We start from the raw sequence: 18679 nt of genomic DNA on the forward strand, positions 1-18679 counted from the left end.
GCTCCGCTCTTATTTCAGGAAGTAGATGACGGCGAACAGGGCGACCCAGACGACGTCGACGAAGTGCCAGTAGTACGACACGACGATCGAGGAGGTCGCCTCCTTGTGGCCGAAGTTCTTGACCGCGTATGCGCGGCCGATGACCAGCACGAAGGCGATGAGACCGCCGGTGACGTGCAGAGCGTGGAAGCCGGTCGTGATGTAGAACGCCGAGGCGTACGAGTCGGCGGTGATCGGAAGGCCCTCGGCGACGAGCTGGGCGTACTCCCACACCTGGCCGCTGACGAAGATCGCGCCGAGGATGAAGGTGAGCCAGAACCACTCGACCATGCCCCAGCCGAACAGGCGACGACGGCCGAAGGCGTTCACCTTGCCCTTGTCGATGCGATAGGGCTGCAGGTCTTCGGCGGCGAACACGCCCATCTGGCAGGTGAACGACGACGCCACCAGGATGACGGTGTTGACGAAGGCGTACACCACGTTGAGCAGCTCGGTGCGGTCCGCCCAGAGCTCGGGGGAGGTGCTGCGCAGCGTGAAGTAGATCGCGAAGAGTCCCGCGAAGAACATGACTTCGCTGCCGAGCCACACGATGGTGCCGACAGCGACCGGATTGGGGCGCTTGATGGTTCTTGCCGCCGGGGCATACGTCGCTGAGGTGGTCACCAGACCATTATGGCCGATTCCGCGCGGGGATTCTCGCACCGACGTGGCCTGTCTCGCTGTCCTGCGACTAAGGAAGACCTAAGAAGAGCCTGCGAATATGCTGCTTTTCCGCGCTCAGCGCGGTATGGCATCCGTCCGACGGGCTCCGTCATCTCGAAACGGCATCATCCGCTGCGCGATTAGGATCGCAGTCATGGCTGACACCCTCACCTGGCCCGATTTGCTCTCGACGCTGCTGGATCGTCGTGATCTCAGCGTGTGGGAATCGACCTGGGCGATGCGGCAGGTCATGCGCGGCAAGGTGACGGATGCCCAGCTCGCGGGGTTCCTCGTGGCGCTGCGCGCCAAGGGAGAGACGATCGACGAGATCGTCGGCTTCCGCGACGCGATCCTGGAGGCGGCCGTCCCGCTTCCGGTCTCCTCGGACGTGCTCGACATCGTCGGCACGGGCGGCGACCGCATCGGCACCGTGAACATCTCGACCACTGCGGCGATCGTCATCGGCGCGTCCGGCATCCCGGTGGTCAAGCACGGCAACCGTGCGGCGAGCTCGTCATCCGGATCGTCCGACGTGCTGGCCGCGCTCGGCCTGGACATCTCGCTCGATCCCGACCGCGTGGCCGCGGCTCTCGAGCGCACCGGCATCACGTTCGCGTGGGCGGCGGCGTTCCACCCCGGGTTCAAGCACGCCGGTGTCGCGAGGTCCGAGCTCGCGGTGCCGACGGTGTTCAACATGCTCGGCCCGTTGTGCAACCCCGCGCGCGCCGAGGCGAACGCGGTCGGCGTCGCACAGCTCGACCGCGTGCCGCTGATCACAGGCGTGTTCCGCACCCGGGGTGCGACCGCGCTCGTCTTCCGCGGCGACGACGGACTCGACGAGCTCACCACCACGGGGCACAGCCGCATCTGGGAGGTCACCCGCGGAGACATCCACGAGCACGACCTCGACCCGCGCGACCTCGGCATCCCCCTCGCCGACCTCGACGACCTCGTCGGCGGCTCACCCGAGCACAACGCGTCGGTGCTGCGTCGCATCCTGGGGGGCGAGAAGGGGGCGGTGCGCGACATCGTGCTGCTGAACGCCGCCGCCGGCATCGTCTCGTACGAGCTCTCGCACGACTCGACTCTGACCCAGGTTCCCATCGTCGAGCGGCTGCGCGACGCGTACCTGCGCGCCGCCGCAGTGATCGACGACGGCCGCGCAGCCGCGAAGCTCGACCAGTGGGTGCAGGTCACCAGGGAGCCGCTGCCCGCCTGAGCGGAGCGGATGGATCGTGGACGCCGCCGACGCCCTCCTCGAGATCGCCTCGCTGCTCGAGCGCGAGCGCGCCTCCCGCTATCGCGCGAAGGCGTTCCGTCAGGCGGCGGCGGTGGTGGCATCCCTCCCGCCGGACGTGCTGAGCGACCCCACCATGCTGAAAGCGCAGAAGGGCATCGGCGATTCGACTTTCGCGGTGATCCGGCAGGCGCAGGAGGGGCTGGTGCCCGACTACCTCGTCGAACTGCGCGGTGAGGTCGATCCCGAGCGCCGCTCCGTGCTGCGCGGGCGTCTGAAGGGCGACCTGCACAGCCACACCGACTGGTCCGACGGCACCACCCCGATCGAGACCATGACTGCGGCCGCACGCGCGCTCGGCCACGAGTACCTCGCCATCACCGACCACTCGCCCAGGCTGAAGGTCGCGCGCGGTCTGTCGGCGGAGCGGCTGCGCGAGCAGATCCCGCTGGTGCGAGCGCAGTCCGGCGACGGGCTCGCAGTGCTCGCCGGCATCGAGGTGGACATCCTCGAGGACGGTGCGCTGGATCAGGCACCCGAGCTGCTGGACGAGCTCGACATCGTCGTCGCTTCGGTCCATTCGAAACTCCGGATGGATTCCGCCCCGATGACCCGTCGGATGCTGGCCGCCGTGGCCGATCCGCGCGTCAACGTGCTCGGACACTGCACGGGGCGCCTCGTCGAAGGGTCGAGGGGCACGCGTCCGCCGTCGCAGTTCGACGCGAGGGCGGTGTTCGCGGCGTGCGCCGAGAACGGGGTGGCGGTGGAGATCAACTCGCGGCCCGAGCGTCAGGATCCGCCGGACGACCTGATAGCGATCGCGCTCGACGAGGGATGCCTGTTCTCGATCGACTCCGATGCGCATGCGCCCGGACAGCTCTCGCTGCTCGACCACGGTGCCGCGCGCGCCGAGGCGGCAGGGGTGCCGGCGGAGCGCATCGTCACGACGCGGGGGCTCGAGCGCCTGCGCGCCTGGGCGCGCGGCTGAATCAGCCGGCCTCTCGGGTGGATGCCAGGGCGCTGAGCGCCCTCGACATCGATGAGCCCAGGTTCCATCTCTCCGCCAGAGCGCCGGCCGCATCGCGAGCCGCCTCGTCGAGGTCGCCCAGTGCGACGCCGGGCGCGGAGACGTCGAGACCGGTCGCGACCTGCACGACGGTGGGCGCCACGTCGAGGTACTCCGCGGCCTCGGCGAACCGCGCCGCCGCGCTCGCGGTGAGCAGGCCGTCGGCGGCTGCCGCACGGATGCCCGCCAGGTCGCCGTGTGCGCGCAGCAGCGTCGCCGCGGTCTTCTCGCCGATGCCCTTCACGCCGGGCAGGCCGTCAGACGCATCGCCGCGCAGCGTGGCGAAGTCGGCGTACTGCGAGGGGAGCACTCCGTACTTGGCGACGACGGTCTCGTCGGTGACGACCTCCAGGTTGCTCATGCCCCGCGCCGTGTAGATCACGCGCACGTCGCGGCTGTCGTCGACGAGCTGGAACAGGTCGCGATCGCCCGTCACGATGTCGACGGGCAGAGCCGCTCCGGTGGCGAGCGTGCCGATGACGTCGTCGGCCTCGTGCTCCGCCGCGCCGATGACGGGGATGCCGAGGATGCCGAGCGCCTCGCGGATCAGCGGGATCTGCTGCTGCAGGGCATCCGGAACCTCCTCGACGTCGGGAGCCGCGGCAACCTCCTCGACGACTCGATGCGCCTTGTAGCTCGGGATCAGGTCGACCCGCCACTGCGGACGCCAGTCGTCGTCCCAGCAGGCGATGAGCTGCGACGGCTGATAGAGGGTCACGAGCTTGGCGATGATGTCGAGCAGTCCGCGGGTCGCGTTCACCGACGACCCGTCGGGTGCCTTGACCTTGTCCGGCACGCCGAAGAAGGCCCGGAAGTACAGGCTGGCGGTGTCGAGCAGCATCAGTCGTTCGGTCACGGCTTCAGCTTAGAAGGAGGCGAGCGGCGCGGCGGCGGATCTGATAATCTGAAGTGTCACTCGTGGCAGGCCTGTGCCTGCCCTCGTGGCATCGCAATCAACATCCAACCGCTTCGAGGATCCAACCCGGCGTGCGCGCCGGCCGTCGAAGCCCGATCATCCATTCACAAGGACAACCCACTACATGACTAGCGCAACGACCGCCCCGGCCACCAAGCAGGTCGCGATCAACGACATCGGCTCTGCTGAGGACTTCCTGGCCGCGGTCGAGAAGACCCTGAAGTTCTTCAACGACGGCGACATCATCGAAGGCACGATCGTCAAGATCGACCGCGATGAGGTTCTGCTCGACGTCGGCTACAAGACCGAGGGTGTCATCCCCTCGCGCGAGCTCTCCATCAAGCACGACGTCGACCCCAACGAGGTCGTCGCCGTCGGCGACCAGGTCGAGGCCCTCGTTCTCCAGAAGGAGGACAAGGAAGGCCGTCTGATCCTCTCCAAGAAGCGCGCACAGTACGAGCGCGCCTGGGGCGACGTCGAGAAGATCAAGGAGAACGACGGGGTCGTCACCGGCACCGTCATCGAGGTCGTCAAGGGTGGCCTCATCGTCGACATCGGCCTGCGTGGCTTCCTGCCCGCGTCGCTCATCGAGCTGCGCCGCGTCCGCGACCTCACCCCGTACCTCGGTCAGGAGCTCGAGGCGAAGATCCTCGAACTCGACAAGAACCGCAACAACGTGGTGCTCAGCCGCCGCGCCCTGCTCGAGCAGACCCAGTCGGAGTCGCGCACCACGTTCCTGAACAACCTGCACAAGGGTCAGGTCCGCAAGGGTGTCGTGTCGTCGATCGTCAACTTCGGTGCGTTCGTCGACCTGGGCGGCGTGGACGGTCTCGTGCACGTCTCCGAGCTGTCGTGGAAGCACATCGAGCACGCCTCCGAGGTCGTCGAGGTGGGCCAGGAGGTCACCGTCGAGATCCTCGAGGTCGACCTCGACCGCGAGCGCGTCTCGCTGTCGCTGAAGGCCACCCAGGAGGACCCGTGGCAGGTCTTCGCCCGCACCCACGCGATCGGCCAGATCGCACCGGGCAAGGTCACCAAGCTCGTTCCGTTCGGTGCGTTCGTGCGCGTCGCAGACGGCATCGAGGGCCTCGTGCACATCTCGGAGCTCTCCAGCAAGCACGTCGAGCTGGCTGAGCAGGTCGTCTCGGTCGGCGAAGAGGTCTTCGTCAAGGTCATCGACATCGACCTCGAGCGTCGCCGCATCTCGCTGTCGCTGAAGCAGGCCAACGAGTCTGTCGACCCCAACGGCACCGAGTTCGACCCGGCTCTGTACGGCATGCTCGCCGAGTACGACGAGAACGGCGAGTACAAGTACCCGGAGGGCTTCGACGCCGAGACCGGTGCCTGGAAGGAAGGCTTCGACGCTCAGCGCGAGGCCTGGGAGCAGGAGTACGCCGCTGCGCAGGCTCGCTGGGAGGCGCACAAGGCTCAGGTCGTCAAGGCCGCCGAGGCCGAGGCCGCCGCGGGCGACGACTTCGGCGCTCAGACGTTCTCGACCGACTCGACCGGTGCCGGCACGCTGGCCGACGACGAGGCTCTCGCCGCGCTGCGCGAGAAGCTCTCGGGTGGCAACAGCTGATCACCGATCACCTCTGATGCGGGCCGTCACCTTCGGGTGGCGGCCCGCTTCGCGTCTCCGCGGCGCAGAAGTCGCCGCGTGACAGGATGGGAGGATGCCACTTATCGCACTCACCGGCGGCATCGCCTCGGGAAAGTCGACCGTAGCCGGCCGTCTCGCCGAACGCGGCGCAGTCGTCATCGACGCCGACGCGATCGTGCGCGAGGTGCAGCAGCCGGGGGGACCGGTTCTGACGGCGATCGCGGACGCCTTCGGGGCGGATGTCATCGCCGCCGACGGGTCGCTGGACCGCGCAGCGCTCGGAGCGAGGGTGTTCGGCGATCAGGTCGCGCTGGCCAGGCTGAACGCTCTCGTGCATCCGGCCGTGAGGCAGGAGTCCCAGCGGCGATTCGAGGAGGCCCTCGCGGCGGACGATGCCGCGGTGGTCGTGTACGACGTGCCGCTGCTGGTCGAGGCCAGGATCGACGACCCCTGGGACCTGATCGTCGTCGCGGACGCGCCGGCCGGTGTGCGCGAGCGCAGGCTCGTGGAGCTGCGGGGCCTGACGGAGGCGGACGCGCGAGCGCGCATCGAGTCGCAGGTGTCTGACGAGTCGAGACGTGCGATCGCGGATGTCGTGATCGACACCTCGGGAACGCTGCAGCATACGCAGGAGCAGGTCGACCGGCTGTGGGAGCGGCTCACCGCTGAGTGATCGTACCCAGCCAGCCCTGCCGCGGAATGCGATCCGCCGCGGGTGCCGCTAGGTCGTCGCCCCTTCACGGCGTCGTGCCCGCCGTCTGCGCACGAGGATGACGGCGGCGACGGCGAGGCCGATGAGCAGGACGAGTGCGAGCACCGGAACGACGATGGCTGCTGCGGCCAGCGCGAACGACGCGCCGTCCTCGACGGTGCTCAGCACGGGGGCCGCGAGGCCTGCCGTCGCGGTGTTGGCGGCCACGCGGCCGGTGGCTTTGACGACATGAACGACCAGCGCGATGGCGATGCCGGCGACGATCGGCGCCCACGTGCTCTCGGTGAAGAAGGTCGACGGGTCGTCGACCGCCACCGTCTGAGCGCTGGATCCGGCTCCGAAGGCGATGCCGCCCGACGCCGGGCGCAGGACGCTCTGCACGATATCGTTCACCGAGTCCAGCGCCGGGACCTTGTCGGCCACGATCTCGAGCACGAGCAGGGCTCCGACGATCCACAGGGCGATATCGCTCGACAGCCAGGCCCAGCCGCCCGGGAGGTCGACGGCCGGAATAAGGCGGTCGGACAGACCGAGCAGGAACAGGGGCATCCAGGCGTTCAGCCCGGCGGACGCAGCCAGGCTGCTGCCGATGATGAACTCGATCACGGTTACACCCTACGGCGGCGCCCCCGCGGCGGCGGACGATCCGCGCCCGATGTCGGCGGCCACTCGTAGGCTGGACGTATGCAACCCACGCGCAGCGTCCGCCCCTTCGAGGTGGTCAGCGAGTACATGCCCGCCGGAGATCAGCCGCAGGCGATCGCCGAGCTCGCGGCGCGCATCAACGCCGGCGAGACCGACGTGGTGCTGCTCGGAGCGACCGGTACCGGAAAGTCCGCGACGACCGCGTGGCTCATCGAGCAGGTGCAGCGGCCGACGCTCGTGATGGCGCACAACAAGACCCTCGCGGCGCAGCTGGCCAACGAGTTCCGCGAACTGATGCCGAACAACGCGATCGAGTACTTCGTCTCGTACTACGACTACTACCAGCCCGAGGCGTACGTGCCCCAGACGGACACCTTCATCGAGAAGGACTCGTCCATCAACGCCGAGGTCGAGCGGCTGCGCCACTCGACGACCAACTCCCTGCTCAGCAGGCGTGACGTCGTCGTGGTCTCGACGGTGTCGTGCATCTACGGCCTGGGGGCTCCCGAGGAGTACCTGCGCGCCATGGTCGCCCTGCAGGTGGGTGAGCGCTACGATCGCGACGCGCTGATCCGTCAGTTCATCGCGATGCAGTACAACCGCAACGACGTCGACTTCTCGCGTGGCAACTTCCGTGTGCGCGGCGACACGATCGAGATCATCCCGGTGTACGAAGAGCACGCGATCCGGATCGAGCTGTTCGGCGACGAGATCGAGGCGCTGTACTCGCTGCATCCGCTCACCGGAGAGGTCATCGCCAAGCTCGACTCCGTGCCGATCTTCCCCGCCTCGCACTACGTCGCGGGCACGGACGTCGTGCAGCGCGCGATCGGCACGATCGAGCACGAACTCGAGGAGCGGCTGGCGGAGCTCGAGCGTCAGGGCAAGCTGCTCGAGGCCCAGCGGCTGCGCATGCGCACGACCTTCGACATCGAGATGCTGCAGCAGCTCGGCTTCTGCTCGGGCATCGAGAACTACTCGCGGCACATGGACGGCCGCATGCCAGGCGAACCGCCGCACACCCTGCTCGACTTCTTCCCCGACGACTTCCTGCTCGTCATCGACGAGTCGCACGTGACCGTGCCGCAGATCGGCGCGATGTACGAAGGCGACGCGTCACGCAAGCGCACGCTCGTCGAGCACGGCTTCCGCCTGCCCAGTGCGATGGACAACCGTCCGCTGCGGTGGGACGAGTTCAAGAACCGGATCGGACAGACGGTGTACCTGTCGGCGACCCCGGGCAAGTACGAGATGGGCATCGCAGACGGCGTGGTCGAGCAGATCATCCGGCCGACCGGCCTCGTCGACCCCGAGATCATCGTGAAGCCCTCGAAGGGACAGATCGACGACCTCCTCGAGGAGATCCGCCTCCGGGTCGAGCGTGACGAGCGGGTGCTCGTCACGACGCTGACGAAGAAGATGGCGGAAGAGCTCACGGACTTCCTCGGCGAGCACGGCGTGCGCGTGCGATACCTGCACTCCGACGTCGACACGCTGCGACGCGTCGAGCTGCTCAGCGAGCTGCGCGCCGGAGTCTACGACGTGCTCGTCGGCATCAACCTCCTGCGAGAGGGGCTCGATCTGCCGGAGGTGTCTCTGGTCGCCATCCTCGACGCCGACAAGGAGGGCTTCCTGCGCTCGGGGACATCGCTCATCCAGACGATCGGCCGCGCCGCGCGCAACGTCTCGGGCGAGGTGCACATGTACGCCGACAACATGACCGACTCGATGACCAAGGCCATCGAGGAGACCGAGCGCCGCCGCGAGAAGCAGATCGCGTACAACAAGGAGCACGGGATCGACCCGCAGCCGCTGCGCAAGCGGATCGCCGACATCACCGAGGTGCTCGCTCGCGAGGCGGCGGACACCGCTGATATGCGATCGGCGCGCAACAAGAGCGGCAAGGGCAAGTCGCCGACGCCGAACCTGCGGCGCACGGGCATCGCAGCCGAAGGCGCAGCGCAGCTCGAGGAGACGATCGCCGATCTGTCGGATCAGATGCTCGCAGCCGCCAGCGAGCTCAAGTTCGAGCTGGCCGCGCGGCTCCGCGACGAGGTGCAGGACCTCAAGAAGGAACTGCGCGCAATGGAGCGGGCCGGGCACGCCTGAACCCGGGCCGCAGTGCACGAGCCGGGTCAGGGGCAGTGCACCAGCGGCTTCGGGCCGCTGCGGTCGATGCTGTGCTGGTTCATCGGCGCGCCGCACAGCGGGCATGCGCGCTCCGCGCGCTCGGCCGCGCTGGGCGGAAGCGTCGGCTCATACGGACCGACCGAGGCGGGGCCGGCGAAGCGGATCAGATTGCTGTTGAACCAGGCGTAGAGTCCGCCCGCCTCGCGGATGCGGGTGCGCAGCGGAACATGATCGGAGTCCTTGGCCATACCGTTAGTGTACTAAATATCTCTGGGCGTACAATCGGAGACATGACCACCGACGACGACCTGCTTCGGCTCGAGAACCAGCTCTGCTTCGCCATGGTCACCGCGGCGCGCAACGTCGTCGCGGTCTATCGGCCCATCCTCGAGCCGCTCGGGCTGACGCACCCGCAGTACCTCGTGATGCTCGCCCTGTGGGAGCGCTCGCCGCGCTCCCTCACCGACCTGTCCGCAGAGCTCGCCCTCGAACCGGCCAGCGCCTCGCCTCTGGTCAAACGGCTCGAGAAGGACGGACTCGTCGAACGTGCGCGCAGCACCGCAGACGAGCGCCGTCTCGACATCACCCTCACCGACGCCGGTCGGGCGCTGCGAGCCAGAGCGATCGATGTGCCCCATGCCGTCATGGCCGCTGTCGGCACGGGCATCGATGAAGCCGCCTCGCTCAGGGACGCACTCAAGCCGTTCGCGGGTCGGACGACGGCGGATCTCTGAGCGGGTCGACGCCCGCTTCCGCGCCGACGACGGCGAACACCTAGGCTGACTGACATGACGGTCAGCGCGGAACGGGGTCGACGATCGGCCCCGCCCCGCGCACGCGCTGGGTCTCTGCTGATGCATGCCGGGGTGCTCGGCCTGTTCCTCGTCGTCATCGCCGCGACGGCTCTGGCGGGACGCCCCGTGGTCACCGGTGGGATCCTCGACTTCGCTCCGCGGCAAGCGCCGACCGCGCCGCAGACGCTGACAGCCGCCCCGTCTCCGCCACCGCCCGAGCCGTCGGAGCCGAACCCGGTCATCATCATCATCGGCATCGCGCTGCTCGTGTTCGTCGCAGTCGTGGTGATCATCGTGCTGGTGCGCCTGATCCGGGCGCTCATCGCCGCGCTCCGCCACCGGATGCGCGCGCTGCCCGATCCCGCAGGAACAGAAGTCGAGGCGGCGATCGAACCCGCCCACCAAGAGACGGTGGACGCGCCGACGGTGCTGCGCGGCATCGCGGCCGCCCTGTCGGCCGTGACGAAGCGACGGGATCCGGGCGACGCGATCGTCGCCGCCTGGCTCGGCCTCGAGGAGACGGCGTCCGATGCCGGCGCGGGTCGCGGTCGGGCCGAGACTCCCGCCGAGTTCACCCTGCGAATCCTGCTCACCCGTCCCGGAATCGATGAGCCCGCACAGCGCCTGCTGAACCTGTACGAGCAGGTTCGATTCGGAGGTCACCAGCCGACGGAGGCGATGCGCGACGACGCAGCCCGCACCCTCGCCGAGATCGAGCGAGGATGGCGGTGAGAGCAGTTCGACGGGCCGTGCTCCCCACTGTGATCGGCGCCATCGGCGCCGGCGTGCTCCATGTGCTCGGAGTGCAGAGCATCTTCGCGTGGGGGTGGGCGATCGCCGCAGCGACGGTCACGCTGCTGACCGGCATCCGGATGCCGGACGATCCCCGCTTCGACGCGCCCGGGCGTCCGCCGGACCCGCGCTACGTCGGATCGGAGATCTCGCGGCTGGCCTGGGCGATCAACCCGCAGACCGACACGGCGAACGAGGCGGTCACCCGTCGAGTGCGGGCGACGCTGCGTCGTCGCCTCGGACGGCTGGGTGTCGACACCGAAGACGATGCGCACAGCGCGGCGGTCGACCGGCATCTCGGTCCCGGGCTGTGGCAGCGCCTGAACGGGCGGCGCACGACGGTGCGCGACATCCGCGACGGGCTGGACGCTGCCGAGCGGCTCGAGCAGCTCGCGGCGCCGCTCCCGCAGCAGATCGTGCAGCCATCACTCGCGGATCAACCACGACAGGGAGAGAGAACCGGATGAACTTCGACGACATCGCCGAGACCGGCCGACGCATCCGCGCTGCGGTCGGCAGCGTCGTGGTGGGCATGGAAGGGCCGCTCGAGATCGCTCTCGCGACGATCCTCGCAGGCGGGCATGTCCTCTTCGAAGACGTGCCGGGGCTCGGCAAGACCGTCGCGGCGCGCAGCCTGGCATCCGCCCTCGGTCTCTCGTTCCGGCGCCTGCAGTGCACGCCGGACATGCTGCCCGGAGACGTCACGGGGTCATACGTCTACGCACCCGACACGGGGGAGTTCGTGTTCCGACCCGGGCCGATCTTCACGGGACTGCTGCTCGCCGACGAGATCAACCGCACGACGCCGAAGACGCAGTCGGCGATGCTCGAGGCGATGGCGGAGCGCCAGGTGACGGTGGAGGGCAACAGCTTCCCGCTCGGCACGCCCTTCCACGTGATCGCCACGGCCAACCCGATCGAGTACGAGGGAACCTACGCACTGCCCGAGGCCCAACTGGATCGCTTCATGGTGCGTCTCGCGGTCGGCTATCCCGATGCGGAGGGGGAGACCGAGATCCTGCTCTCCCGCGTGCGGCGCCGCCAGGAGGCGGCGGAGGTCCCGGCGGTGCTCGAGCCCGGTGAGCTCGCGGAGCTGCAGCAGGCCGTCGAGCGAATCCATGTCGACCCCGACATCGCCGCGTACTGCGTCGCGCTAGCCGCGGCGACGCGTCACGCGCAGCACGTCGCGGTCGGCGCTTCGCCGCGCGGTTCGCAGGCGCTGCTTCTCATCGGTCGTGCGCTGGCCGCGCTCGACGGGCGGGACTTCGTGCGCCCCGATGACGTCAAGCGGGTCGCGGTGCCCGTACTCGCGCACCGGCTGACCCTGACACCTCAGGCGTGGGCTCAGGGCGTCGATCCCGCCGACGTCGTGCGTTCCGTCGTCGTCGGCGTGGCTGTGCCGCCCAGCATCTCCGCGGTGAGGACCTGAGCGGATGACGGTCTCGGCCACTGCCTCCTCACGGCTCAGCCCTGCGGTGCTGATGGGCATCGTCGGCGCGGTGACCGCGCCGGTCGTGGGTCTCCTGCTCGGCCGGGTCGACGTCATAACGGTCGGCCTGCCGCTGGCGCTGTGGGTCGTGCACGCGTTCCGGGTCGATGCAGCCGCCGTGGCCGTGGAGATCCACAAGCGCACCAGCGACGACCCCGGCTGGGTGCACGACGACATCCGGGTCGAACCCGCAGCGGAGATCGTCGAGGTGTCGGTCGTCCAGTCCGATCGGCGTCGGCGACGCGTATTCGTCGCCGGAGGTGCCCGGATACGGGCATCCAGCCGTGCCCTGCACTCGGGTCCGCTGCGGTCGGTGGAGGCGGCGGCGCGTGCGCTCGCCGCCGACGGTGGCCGGCTCGGCCCGGCCTCGGAGAGCGTCGCGGTCGTGCATGCGGTGCCGGCAGCCGCCCCGCGGCTGACGCGGATGCCGGTCGCTCCCCGCCTCACCGGCCTGCACGGGTCTCATGAAGGAGCCAAGCCCGGTCAGGGAGGCGACTTCCGCGACATCCATCCGTTCGCACCGGGCGACGAACTGCGCCGCGTCGACTGGAAGGCGACCGCGCGAGCCGCACGCCGGCCGGGCGAGCTGCTGATCCGGCGCACGAACGCGCTCAGCGACGCGTCGGCCGTGATCGTGTTGGACACGGCCGACGATCTCGGATCCGTGGTCTCGACCTGGGGCACGACAGATCTGCGGCGCAGCGGGGTCACCTCTCTCGACCACGCCCGGAGCGCCGCCCGGGCCATCGCCGAGGCGACCATCGCGCAGGGCGATCGCATCGCGTTCCACACTCTCGCCATCGACGGGCGGACGGTGCGCAGCGGCGGAGGCCGCAGACATCTGGCGCGGGTGCTCAGCGAGATCGCCTCGAGCGGTCGTGCAGGCGACGACTCGAGGTTCCGCCGAACCCCTCCCGTTCCGCACGGATCGATCATCCACGTGCTCTCCGTGTTCTTCGACGGAGCGGCCGCCGAGATCGCGCTGCGCTGGCGTGCGGTCGGACACCGCGTCGTCGCCGTGGACGTGCTGCCCGAACTCGATCTGCGTCGACTGAACCTGCAGCGCGAGCTCGCGCTGCAGGTGCTGCTCGCGGAGCGCCAGGACATGCTGCGCCGGCTGGAGGAGTCCGGCGTGGAGGTGGTCCGGTGGGACGGCGATCACGGCAGGGGATGGGCGGCGCTGTCCAGGGCGCGCGTGCGCGCCGGCGGAGCGTCGCGATGAGAAGGGACGAGACGCTGAGGATCGGCCCGAGCGTGTCTGGCGCGCTGCTGCGTGTGCTCACGGCTCTCATGGTGGCGGCATCCGCGATGGCGATCGGCGCACCGCCGGTGTGGCTCGGCGTCGCGGCCGCTCTGGCGGTGTTCGGGGCACTGCTGCCGAGCCAGGGCGGCACCTGGCTGGCGGCAGGGGCTCTGGTCATCGTGCTCCTGCTCGAGGGGCCGGACGGAGGGCGAGCCGCGATCGTCGTCGCGGCGGTGCATGCGCTGCACGTCCTCGGCTCGCTTTCGCTGGTCGTGCCGGCGTCGGCGCGCGTGTCGCTCCGGGCGCTGCGGCCCACCGCGCTGCGCTTCGCGGCGATGCAGGCCGTGGGGCAGATCGTGCTGCACACGGGCATGGTCATCCCGGCAGCGGGTGCACTGCCGCTCGCGGTGATCGCGGGCGCGATCGCCGCGCTGACGCTGGCGCTCGGCATGCTGCGGATGCTCGATGCGAGCCGCACCAGCGCCTTCGCCCCTAGCGCCTCGCGTTCGCCCTCGGCTGATGCGGAGCCCGGTGTCGGTGGCCGCTCCTACACTTAAACGGTGCCCATCGTTCCTGTCGCCTCCTCCGCAAAACTCAGTGTCCGCGGTGCCCGCGTCCACAATCTGAAGAACGTCGACATCGACATCCCGCGCGACTCGCTGGTCGTCTTCACCGGGCTCTCCGGCTCCGGCAAGTCCAGCCTCGCGTTCGACACGATCTTCGCCGAGGGGCAGCGACGCTACGTCGAATCGCTCAGCGCGTACGCGCGACAGTTCCTCGGTCAGGTCGATCGTCCCGACGTCGACTTCATCGAGGGGCTCAGCCCCGCCGTCTCGATCGACCAGAAGTCGACCAACCGCAACCCGCGGTCGACGGTGGGCACCATCACCGAGATCCACGACTACATGCGCCTCCTGTGGGCGCGAATCGGCGTCCCGCACTGTCCGGAGTGCGGCGAGCGGATCCAGCGTCAGACGGTGCAGCAGATCGCCGATCAGCTCGTCGAGCTGCCCGAGCGCACCCGCTACCAGATCGTGGCGCCGGTCGTGACGCAGAAGAAGGGCGAGTTCGTCGACCTCTTCAAGGAGCTCGGTGCGAAGGGCTACTCGCGCGCGATCGTCGACGGAGAGCTGGTGCAGCTCGCCGAGCCGCCGACGCTGAAGAAGAGCTACAAGCACGACATCGCCGTCGTGGTCGACCGGCTCGTGGCGTCCGACGACATCCTCGGCCGCGTCACCGACTCGGTCGAGACCGCGCTGGGCCTGGCCGGCGGCATCATGCAGGTGAACTTCGTCGACGAGGAGGGCGACGCCGCCTGGCAGTCGTTCTCCGAGAAGCTCGCCTGTCCGAACGGCCACCCGATCGCGCTGACCGAGATCGAGCCGCGCACGTTCTCGTTCAACGCGCCGTTCGGCGCGTGCCCCGCGTGCGCCGGCCTCGGCACGCGGATGTCGGTGGACGTCGACCTCATGCTGGGCGACGAGGACCTCTCGATCCGCGAGGGCGTCATCCTGCCGTGGACCACTCAGGGCAAGGGCCTGTTCCAGTACTACGAGCGCCTGCTCGAGGGTCTGGCGCGCGACCTCGACTTCTCGCTCGACACGCCCTGGAACCAGCTGCACTCCGACGTGCGAGAAGCGGTGCTGCGCGGTGACAACTACAAGGTCAGCGTCAAGTGGAAGAACCGCTATGGGCGCGAGATGCGCTACACCTCGGGTTTCGAGGGAGTGGTGCCGTACATCGAACGGCAGTACCTGCAGGCCGAGTCCGACACCCAGCGCAGCCGCTGGGGGGAATACCTGCGCGAAGTGCCGTGCCCGGTGTGCGACGGCGCCCGTCTCAAGCCCGAGGTGCTCGCCGTCAAGGTGCACGGTCACTCGATCGCGGAGGTCTCGAACCTCAGTCTCGCCGACGCGAGCACCTTCATGCACGACCTCGAGCTCACCGAGCGTGAGGCGAAGATCGCCGCGCAGGTGCTGCGTGAGATACGACTGCGCCTCGAGTTCCTGCTGCAGGTGGGCCTGTCGTACCTGAACCTCGGTCGCTCGGCCGGCTCGCTCTCCGGAGGGGAAGCGCAGCGCATCCGGCTCGCGACCCAGATCGGCTCCGGTCTGACGGGCGTTCTCTACGTGCTGGACGAGCCGTCGATCGGGCTGCACCAGCGCGACAACCGCCGCCTCATCGAGACTCTGGTGCGTCTGCGCGATCTCGGCAACACCCTGATCGTGGTCGAGCACGACGAGGAGACCATCGAGGCCGCCGACTGGGTGGTCGACATCGGGCCCGGCGCCGGCGTCGGCGGCGGCGAGGTCGTGCACTCCGGGCCCTACTCGGCGCTGCTGGCCGAGACCGGATCGATGACCGGCGATTATCTCGCCGGCCGCCGCGAGATCGCCGTGCCAGACAAGCGCCGCAAGATCGACCGGAAGCGGATGCTGAGCGTCGTGGGCGCCAAGGCGAACAACCTCAAGAACGTCACCGCCGACTTCCCGCTGGGTGTGCTCACCGCCGTCACCGGCGTGAGCGGATCGGGCAAGTCGTCGCTGGTCAACGACATCCTCTACCAGGTGCTCGCCGGCCGCCTCAACGGCGCCCGCACGGTGCCTGGCAAGCACACCAGGGTGACGGGCCTCGACAACCTCGACAAGGTCGTGCACGTGGATCAGGCGCCGATCGGGCGCACGCCCCGGTCGAATCCTGCCACCTACACGGGTGTGTTCGACCGCATCCGCACCCTGTTCAGCGAGACCCCCGAGGCGAAGGTGCGCGGGTATCAGCCCGGCCGCTTCAGCTTCAACGTCAAGGGCGGCCGGTGCGACGCGTGCTCGGGCGACGGCACGATCAAGATCGAGATGAACTTCCTGCCCGACGTGTACGTCGACTGCGAGGTCTGCCACGGCAAGCGGTACAACCGCGACACGCTCGCCGTGCACTACAAGGGCAAGAACATCGCCGAGGTGCTCGAGATGCCCATCGCCGAGGCGGCGGAGTTCTTTGAACCGATCCAGGCGATCCACCGCTACATGAAGACGCTCGTCGACGTCGGGCTGGGCTACGTGCGACTGGGCCAGGCCGCGACGACGCTCTCGGGCGGTGAGGCACAGCGCGTCAAGCTCGCCACCGAGCTCCAGCGCCGCAGCAACGGACGCAGCATCTACGTGCTCGACGAGCCGACCACCGGTCTGCACTTCGAGGATGTGCGAAAGCTGCTCGAGGTGCTGAACGGACTCGTCGACAAGGGCAACACCGTCATCGTCATCGAGCACAACCTCGACGTCATCAAGTCGGCCGACTGGGTGATCGATCTCGGCCCCGAAGGCGGATCGGGCGGCGGGCAGATCCTCGCGGCAGGCACTCCCGAGCAGATCGCCGAGGTGGCGGAGAGCCACACGGGCGCGTTCCTCGCCGAGGTCCTCGGGCAGGAGCGCGACTCGCGCAAGGCCGGCTGATGGCGGACGTCCTCCCGTACAAGCCGCGCGCGGGGGAGATCCCCACCGATCCGGGTGTCTATCGCTTCCGCGACGCCGACGGCCGGGTGCTGTACGTGGGCAAGGCGAAGAATCTCCGCCAGCGCCTGTCGAACTACTTCGCTCCGCTGCGCACCCTGCACGAGCGCACGCGACGGATGGTCACGACCGCGTCCTCGGTGGAATGGACCGTCGTCGCGACCGACGTAGACTCGCTGCAGCTCGAGTACATGTGGATCAAGGAGTTCGATCCGCCGTTCAACGTGCGCTATCGCGACGACAAGTCCTATCCGTTCATGGCGATCACCCTCGCGGACGAGGCGCCGCGGGTCATGGTGACACGCAACCGGCGCATCCCCGGTGCCCGGTACTTCGGCCCGTACCCGAAGGTCTGGGCGGTGCACGAGACGATCGACCTGATGGTCAGGGCGTTCCCCATCCGCACGTGCAGCGACTCCAGCTACCGACGCGCCATGCAGACGGGAAGACCGTGCTTCCCCGGGCAGATCGGCAAGTGCGGCGGCCCGTGCTCGATGAAGGTCACGATCGAAGAGCACCGCGCGATGGTCGACGACTTCGTCGCCTTCATGGCCGGCGGCGATGAGCGCTTCACCCGCGACCTCACCAAGCGCATGCAGGCGGCATCGGCCGCGATGGACTACGAGGCCGCTGCGCGGTTCCGCGACAAGCTCACGGCGATCGACGCCGTACTCGGCAAGAGCGCGCTCGTGCTGCCGTCCGACGAGGATGCCGACCTGTTCGGCGTCGCCGAGGACGAGCTGTCGGCGGCCGTGCATCACTTCGTGATCCGCGGCGGCCGCGTGCGCGGCGTGCGATCGCTCGCCGTCGACAAAGAGCTCGACATCAGCCGCGGTGAGCTCGTCGACCAGATCCTGCAGCGCGTCTACGGAGACTCGTCCGACATCCCGCGTCGCGTGCTCGTGCCCACGCTGCCCGACGATGCGGCAGAGCTTGAGGAGTGGCTGCGCGACCGCCGCGGACGCCGGGTCGAGATCTCCGTCGCCCAGCGCGGGCAGCGCGCCGACCTCATGCGCACCGCCACGCTCAACGCCCAGCAGACGCTGCTGCGGCACAAGACGCGCCGAACCAGCGACTACGTCGCGCGCACGCAGGCTCTGACCGACCTGCAGGAGGCTCTGGGCATGGACGAGGCGCCGCTGCGCATCGAGTGCTTCGACATCTCCCACCTCGGCGGCACGAACGTCGTGGCATCCATGGTCGTCTTCGAAGACGGTCTGCCGCGCAAAGACCAGTACCGCTCGTTCAACATCGCCGAGACCACCGACGACACCGACTCGATGTATCAGGTTCTGATGCGTCGTCTCGCCCGGGTGGATGCGAGTCCTGAGCAGGTCGAAGAGGACGAGGGGGAGGGCAGGCGGCGTCCGCGCTTCGCCTACCGGCCGCAGCTGCTGGTCGTCGACGGCGGACAGCCCCAGGTGCAGGCGGCCGCGAGAGCCCTGCGCGACAGCGGGCACACCGAGATCGCGCTGTGCGGCATCGCCAAGCGACTTGAGGAGATCTGGGTGCCGGACGACGACTTCCCGGTCATCCTGCCGCGCACCAGCGAGGCGCTGTACCTGGTGCAGCGACTGCGAGACGAGGCGCACCGCTTTGCGATCACTCACCAGCGCAAGCGGCGTCGTCGCGACATCCAGACCGTGCTGCGGGAGATCCCCGGCCTCGGCGACGCCCGCATCAAGGCGCTGCTCACCCACTTCGGCTCGGTCACGGCGCTGCGCGCCTCGAGTCCCGAGCAGATCAGCGAGGTGGCGGGCATCGGACCGGTGCTCGCGTCCACCATCCACGCCCATCTCGCGGGCGGACAGGCGCCCGCGACTCGGTAGGCTTGTCTCAGCGAAGGG

The 18679-nt window shown here is 69.0% G+C and carries 17 protein-coding genes; 13 read left to right on the top strand and 4 right to left on the bottom strand.

Features of this window, described 5'->3' with window-relative positions; genetic code table 11:
- Window positions 1–9: 9 nt before the first annotated feature.
- Window positions 10–666, bottom strand: coding sequence for an aa3-type cytochrome oxidase subunit III (gene ctaE, locus PGB26_RS09350; RefSeq protein WP_191713428.1), 657 nt, complete (start codon window positions 664–666; stop codon window positions 10–12).
- A 190-nt stretch (window positions 667–856) separates the two neighbouring features.
- On the opposite strand from ctaE, the gene trpD reads away from it, so the two are divergent.
- Window positions 857–1921: an anthranilate phosphoribosyltransferase gene (gene trpD / locus PGB26_RS09355; RefSeq protein WP_271637359.1), complete on the top strand. Its 1065-nt coding sequence runs from the start codon at window positions 857–859 to the stop codon at window positions 1919–1921.
- A 16-nt stretch (window positions 1922–1937) separates the two neighbouring features.
- Entirely contained in the window at window positions 1938–2927 is a 990-nt protein-coding gene (locus tag PGB26_RS09360) for a PHP domain-containing protein (RefSeq protein WP_271637360.1), read from the top strand.
- A gap of 1 nt (window position 2928) precedes the next feature.
- Here PGB26_RS09360 and PGB26_RS09365 read toward each other — a convergent pair whose 3' ends face one another.
- A complete protein-coding gene (locus tag PGB26_RS09365) occupies window positions 2929–3861 on the bottom strand; it encodes a 5'-3' exonuclease (RefSeq protein WP_271637361.1) in 933 nt (310 codons plus the stop codon).
- A gap of 184 nt (window positions 3862–4045) precedes the next feature.
- On the opposite strand from PGB26_RS09365, the gene rpsA reads away from it, so the two are divergent.
- Window positions 4046–5500, top strand: coding sequence for a 30S ribosomal protein S1 (gene rpsA / locus PGB26_RS09370; protein ID WP_071643070.1), 1455 nt, complete (start codon window positions 4046–4048; stop codon window positions 5498–5500).
- A 94-nt stretch (window positions 5501–5594) separates the two neighbouring features.
- Window positions 5595–6194 carry a dephospho-CoA kinase gene (gene coaE, locus PGB26_RS09375; protein WP_271637362.1) on the top strand — a complete coding sequence of 200 codons (600 nt, stop codon included), beginning with the start codon at window positions 5595–5597 and terminating at the stop codon, window positions 6192–6194.
- Between the two features lie 48 nt (window positions 6195–6242).
- Here the strand turns inward: coaE and PGB26_RS09380 are convergent, their stop codons facing one another.
- Entirely contained in the window at window positions 6243–6839 is a 597-nt protein-coding gene (locus PGB26_RS09380; protein WP_271637363.1) for a DUF4126 domain-containing protein, read from the bottom strand.
- Window positions 6840–6917: 78 nt separating this feature from the next.
- On the opposite strand from PGB26_RS09380, the gene uvrB reads away from it, so the two are divergent.
- Window positions 6918–8987 carry an excinuclease ABC subunit UvrB gene (gene uvrB, locus PGB26_RS09385; protein WP_271637364.1) on the top strand — a complete coding sequence of 690 codons (2070 nt, stop codon included), beginning with the start codon at window positions 6918–6920 and terminating at the stop codon, window positions 8985–8987.
- Window positions 8988–9013: 26 nt separating this feature from the next.
- Here uvrB and PGB26_RS09390 read toward each other — a convergent pair whose 3' ends face one another.
- Complete coding sequence (locus PGB26_RS09390; protein ID WP_271637365.1) at window positions 9014–9256, bottom strand: hypothetical protein; 243 nt, start codon at window positions 9254–9256, stop codon at window positions 9014–9016.
- A gap of 42 nt (window positions 9257–9298) precedes the next feature.
- Between PGB26_RS09390 and PGB26_RS09395 the strand changes: the two genes are divergently transcribed.
- From PGB26_RS09395 to uvrC, 8 genes are read left to right on the top strand one after another with little or no spacing between them, the layout of a single operon-like run.
- On the top strand, window positions 9299–9742 hold the full coding sequence (locus PGB26_RS09395) for a MarR family winged helix-turn-helix transcriptional regulator (protein WP_271637366.1): 444 nt from the start codon (window positions 9299–9301) through the stop codon (window positions 9740–9742).
- A 54-nt stretch (window positions 9743–9796) separates the two neighbouring features.
- Window positions 9797–10534: a DUF4129 domain-containing protein gene (locus tag PGB26_RS09400; protein WP_271637367.1), complete on the top strand. Its 738-nt coding sequence runs from the start codon at window positions 9797–9799 to the stop codon at window positions 10532–10534.
- The gene (locus PGB26_RS09405) at window positions 10531–11061 is read left to right on the top strand and encodes a hypothetical protein (RefSeq protein ID WP_271637368.1); all 531 of its coding nucleotides are present in this window, start codon (window positions 10531–10533) and stop codon (window positions 11059–11061) included. The genes PGB26_RS09400 and PGB26_RS09405 overlap by 4 nt, the downstream gene beginning before the upstream one ends.
- Window positions 11058–12023, top strand: a complete 966-nt coding sequence (locus PGB26_RS09410; RefSeq protein ID WP_271637369.1) for an AAA family ATPase — start codon at window positions 11058–11060, stop codon at window positions 12021–12023. Before PGB26_RS09405 ends, PGB26_RS09410 begins: the two co-directional genes overlap by 4 nt.
- A gap of 4 nt (window positions 12024–12027) precedes the next feature.
- Window positions 12028–13305: a DUF58 domain-containing protein gene (locus PGB26_RS09415; protein ID WP_271637370.1), complete on the top strand. Its 1278-nt coding sequence runs from the start codon at window positions 12028–12030 to the stop codon at window positions 13303–13305.
- Entirely contained in the window at window positions 13302–13883 is a 582-nt protein-coding gene (locus PGB26_RS09420) for a hypothetical protein (RefSeq protein ID WP_271637371.1), read from the top strand. The genes PGB26_RS09415 and PGB26_RS09420 overlap by 4 nt, the downstream gene beginning before the upstream one ends.
- Before the next feature lie 3 nt (window positions 13884–13886).
- On the top strand, window positions 13887–16775 hold the full coding sequence (gene uvrA / locus PGB26_RS09425; RefSeq protein WP_271637372.1) for an excinuclease ABC subunit UvrA: 2889 nt from the start codon (window positions 13887–13889) through the stop codon (window positions 16773–16775).
- Entirely contained in the window at window positions 16775–18661 is a 1887-nt protein-coding gene (uvrC, locus tag PGB26_RS09430; RefSeq protein ID WP_271637373.1) for an excinuclease ABC subunit UvrC, read from the top strand. Before uvrA ends, uvrC begins: the two co-directional genes overlap by 1 nt.
- Window positions 18662–18679: the final 18 nt, after the last annotated feature.

The organism is Microbacterium sp. nov. GSS16, from assembly GCF_028198145.1.
GTDB lineage: Bacteria > Actinomycetota > Actinomycetes > Actinomycetales > Microbacteriaceae > Microbacterium.